The organism is Microcystis sp. LE18-22.4A (genome assembly GCF_027531105.1).
In the GTDB taxonomy this organism is placed as follows: domain Bacteria; phylum Cyanobacteriota; class Cyanobacteriia; order Cyanobacteriales; family Microcystaceae; genus Microcystis; species Microcystis aeruginosa.
Genome location: NZ_JAPZRB010000297.1, coordinates 1 through 3,770 on the forward strand (window position 1 = coordinate 1; position 3,770 = coordinate 3,770).

The 3,770-nt window shown below is 41.8% G+C and carries 4 protein-coding genes and 1 pseudogene; 1 reads left to right on the forward strand and 4 read right to left on the reverse strand.

The window, feature by feature from the left end:
- Positions 1 to 165: 165 nt before the first annotated feature.
- From O9295_RS13555 to O9295_RS13570, 4 genes are all read right to left on the reverse strand, one after another.
- The gene (locus tag O9295_RS13555; RefSeq protein ID WP_288033316.1) at positions 166 to 1,332 is read right to left on the reverse strand and encodes a hypothetical protein; all 1,167 of its coding nucleotides are present in this window, start codon (positions 1,330 to 1,332) and stop codon (positions 166 to 168) included.
- Between the two features lie 2 nt (positions 1,333 to 1,334).
- Positions 1,335 to 1,634, reverse strand: coding sequence for a hypothetical protein (locus tag O9295_RS13560; protein ID WP_288033317.1), 300 nt, complete (start codon positions 1,632 to 1,634; stop codon positions 1,335 to 1,337).
- Positions 1,635 to 1,666: 32 nt separating this feature from the next.
- Positions 1,667 to 2,329 (reverse strand): hypothetical protein, encoded by a 663-nt coding sequence (locus O9295_RS13565; protein WP_288033319.1) that lies wholly within the window; start codon positions 2,327 to 2,329, stop codon positions 1,667 to 1,669.
- A 65-nt stretch (positions 2,330 to 2,394) separates the two neighbouring features.
- Positions 2,395 to 3,066 carry a DUF1906 domain-containing protein gene (locus tag O9295_RS13570; protein ID WP_288033322.1) on the reverse strand — a complete coding sequence of 224 codons (672 nt, stop codon included), beginning with the start codon at positions 3,064 to 3,066 and terminating at the stop codon, positions 2,395 to 2,397.
- A 183-nt stretch (positions 3,067 to 3,249) separates the two neighbouring features.
- Here O9295_RS13570 and O9295_RS13575 point away from each other — a divergent pair.
- Positions 3,250 to 3,633: pseudogene (locus O9295_RS13575) on the forward strand (transposase); the annotation flags it as partial.
- Positions 3,634 to 3,770: the final 137 nt, after the last annotated feature.

A 3,770-nucleotide genomic window follows, 5' to 3' on the forward strand; every position in this document is an offset into this window, starting at 1 on the left:
TGTCAGTCTGTAGAGCGACCTGATGACCAGAACAGAGTAAATCTGTTAAGGCAGGTGCGAAAAATCCTTCGGGAAAGAAGCAGAAACCCAAATCGTGAGGTTTGGGAATCGCCGTCCGTTTTACGGCGGCGAGGATGTCAAAAATTAAACAGAATTAAATTAAGATTAGGGTTGAACAAAATTCGTCAGACTTCCCAGACCAGAACGGGTTAAAGTAAATTTTTGTTGATAATTCCCGCGCGCGATTTTGTGGGTAACACTTTGGACATAATATTGACCATCATAGCTATAACCGACACCTCGAACGCCTACAAGACCGGGGGCTTGCAAAATATGCCCATAACGAAGCGTATTTAATTGTCCTTGAGCAACCACGACGTTATCCATCGATAAATCGGTAATCGCTTGGGCTTTTGCTAAAGCATCTGGGGGACCGAGACGGGGATCTGTAAACTGTTGGGTTCGTACAAAGGGCAGAGACAGTTCTAAGGGTTGCAGTTCGGACTGAGATAGGGGCGTTCGGGTACTATTAGTGGTAACAATCGGGATGTCTTCTGATAATTCGGGTTGAAGGGGGTCGGACTGGGCAAAACCATAGACTAGGGTGGGTGATAGAGCATCATAGCAAAAGTTAATCGATTCTACATTGGTCGCAGGTCCCATGTCCACAGTCATAGCGGGTTGTGGGTTTCCCCTACGTACGGGGGGACCCCAGTAGGCGATATTGCTCAAGAAAGTTGGCCCTGGTCTCATATAAAAAAGATAGCCGTGTCTGGCGGCTAATTGCTGAAGATAGGCGCGATCAGTGGCATTTTGTTGGGGAACCCAATCCACTTGTAGCGATTGATAAGGGGGTAACGTAGCAGGAAATATTTCGGGAATAATTAAACCGAGTAAAGGAATATATTTGGCGAGAATTAATTCAACAATTGCGATGTGTCCCAAATTGGGATATTCGGTCGAGTATTCATACAGATCCATGACAATACTAACATCTTCCCCTGTCACCGATAACATAGCTGCCCCAAATTCTTGAGAGTGAATTAATTCTTGTTGGGTAATAAATCCATCTATTAAAATACTCGGTGTTCCGTTAAGTGTGATGGTCAGAATTACTCGATTTTTTGGGGTGAGGAGGGGACTTCTCAATAACTCATAATCGGTACTTAGTCCTTTGGTTCGGTCAGCATGAAACAATAATTGAAACTTCGACGGACTTTGATCGCTTTGGGTAATCTCGACACTTTGCAGGGATTCAGCAATAAATTGGGGCGCAGGACTGGGCCGATTTTTTCCTAATGCTAATCTTAGCGTAATACCTGTTCCCGTCATGATTATTCTCCAGGTACTTGGGGAATCGCAACTTTTAAAATGCGTCCTGGCCGTTCAGTCAAATCTATGGGATTCATCCCATTATTTGCATCCGCAATTCGCCAAAATAACAGGGGATTACCTAAAGTTTTGGCCGCAATAATATCTAACCGATCACCATCATTAACCTTAACATTCGTGAGAAAGGGTAAATCCTGAGCTTGGGGAAGAAAACGACGGCGTTTATAAATAATTTCCTGCCCAGTAGAACTCGTATATCGAGCATCGGCAATAGCATAATAGCGACTGGTATGGTCAAACATTTAGACTTAAAATCCTCCTCAATTTCAATGGTTTATCTAAGTTGATTGACATTCACTCCCAACATCTGACTGGAAGTAGTAATAGCACTACGAGACATAGATTGTAAGATATTTTGATAGGCACTAAATTGATGGTATTGAGGGTTAGAAGAACTCAAATCTGAGTAGTTTAACACTCGCATACTCAAGGAAACCGTCGCTCGAATAGGATTGAGGCGAGCATCAAACAATTCTTCCACAATTGTATAGTTATTGATTCTCACAGGAAGCACCCTCTGAGGCCCCCAAACCAAGTAAATATCAGGAGAGGTCAAAGATGCTACTTCTAGCGTGCCATTTGCTAGTAAAGATTGATTCTTTTGGACTTGATTAAGGGAAGGAAAAGCTAAGAGTTCTAAGGCGGCTAAATAAGGATAAATGCCTAATTGAACTGTAATCGGATCATCGTGGCACAGTTTATCGGAAGCATCTAACTGGATATCTATGTTGATTATTTCAACGGGTGCGCCTGTATAGCGGATGGCAAGAGAACGGTTATTTTCCTCACCTCCTGCCATTTGGGGTTCTAAGGATCGTTGCAAGCGACTCGGATTATATTGAAAAGGAATGACTTGCGGTGTCGTACTATCAGGATTAACAAAGACTAATGCACCGCTAAAAATACGAGGACCGCGCAAACCATTGACAGAAATCATAACAATTATCGCCTTAGTTAGTTAATTGATTAAAATACTGCATCCGATCATGTCTGTGGGGTAATTCACGACTGAGAATCTATTTTACGAATGAGCCACTGTACAATCCCATTCAAATTATCATTATGAGTAGTATTTTTATCAATCCTAATACCATGAACTGGTTGAGGCACCCCTTGTTGAGTCATTTGATATCCTCGAACAGCAACATCAGGAACAGTACTCAAGGAATGCCAATAGTATTGAAATTTGAGATCCTTGTATAATTCTGAACTGTTTAAAATAGAATTAGCCCCTACATACAAACCAGGTAGATAGCCAGCTTCGTTTACTTGATCGAACCAATTGTTGCAGTAATTTACTACGTCTTGGACAGTTGCCTGTGGATCAATTCCCTCTAAGTCTAACCAGACATTGACTTTAGCGGGAAACCCGACTGTTTTGGCGTTTTCGACGGCTGCTTTACCATGGTTTTCCCCCAGTGTGGCACTTGGTGTCCAACCTTTATAAAGCACGTGTTGGACGGGCATCAAAGCTAACCCGGCATTTAGAATGGCATTGGCTTCACCGTTGGTTAAATCTTTGGTAGTTTCTTGGGAAAGGGAAAGATAGCGTAAGCAGAAACGATAACCGCTTTGATAAAATAATTTCGCCTTAGCTAAGTCTAGTATATAATCGGTATCAAATCCAGTTTCTCCCGCAGAGGCTGATTCGACTATTCCAGTTAAGGTTGTCATCTGTCTAACGAACTAAAGGTTATATGTTGAATCTTAGCAGCAAAATTTTTGGTTCTTCTCGACTTTGTGTGATAATTTTTACTTATGGAATCGTGAAGTGCTTATTGGGCAAGACTTTTAGGACTATTTTGCCGAAAAAACTCTCAGTATAGACCTCGTTTCCACACAGAAACCAGAAGAGCCGTAACAGTTACCACCCATCTATACGACGGAAAAAAAAGCCCCCCTTTAGACCTAGAAATATATCGCCATGCCGATTCTCTAGAAAAAGGAAAAGAAGACCGAGAATTCAAGAAAAAGCCGGACATCGCCTGAGAGTTAATTGACAAAAGTTTAGAGAGAGGTTATCGACCTGGAATAGTCCTCATTGATGGAGCCTATGGTAACAATAGTTCCTTCATCAAGGGATTAGAAGACAGAAAACTGAAGTATCTAGGAGGAGTAGCTAAAAATCGAAATGTAATCATCACTCAGGAGGCAGGGATTGAGTCAGAAATTAGACTAGACAAATTAGCAGAAACGTTATCTTCCGAAGATTTCACCGAAGTTCAACTCAACTTAAATAGGGTCTGCTGAATAAATCTAAAAACCTTGTTGGATAAGACTTTTGGACTTTTTTCCCCTCAAAAAGTGCCAGCCATTGGAGTGATCGGGGGTAAAATTCAGGTACTTTTTCCCTGAAAATTAGGTAACTGACTACCTCA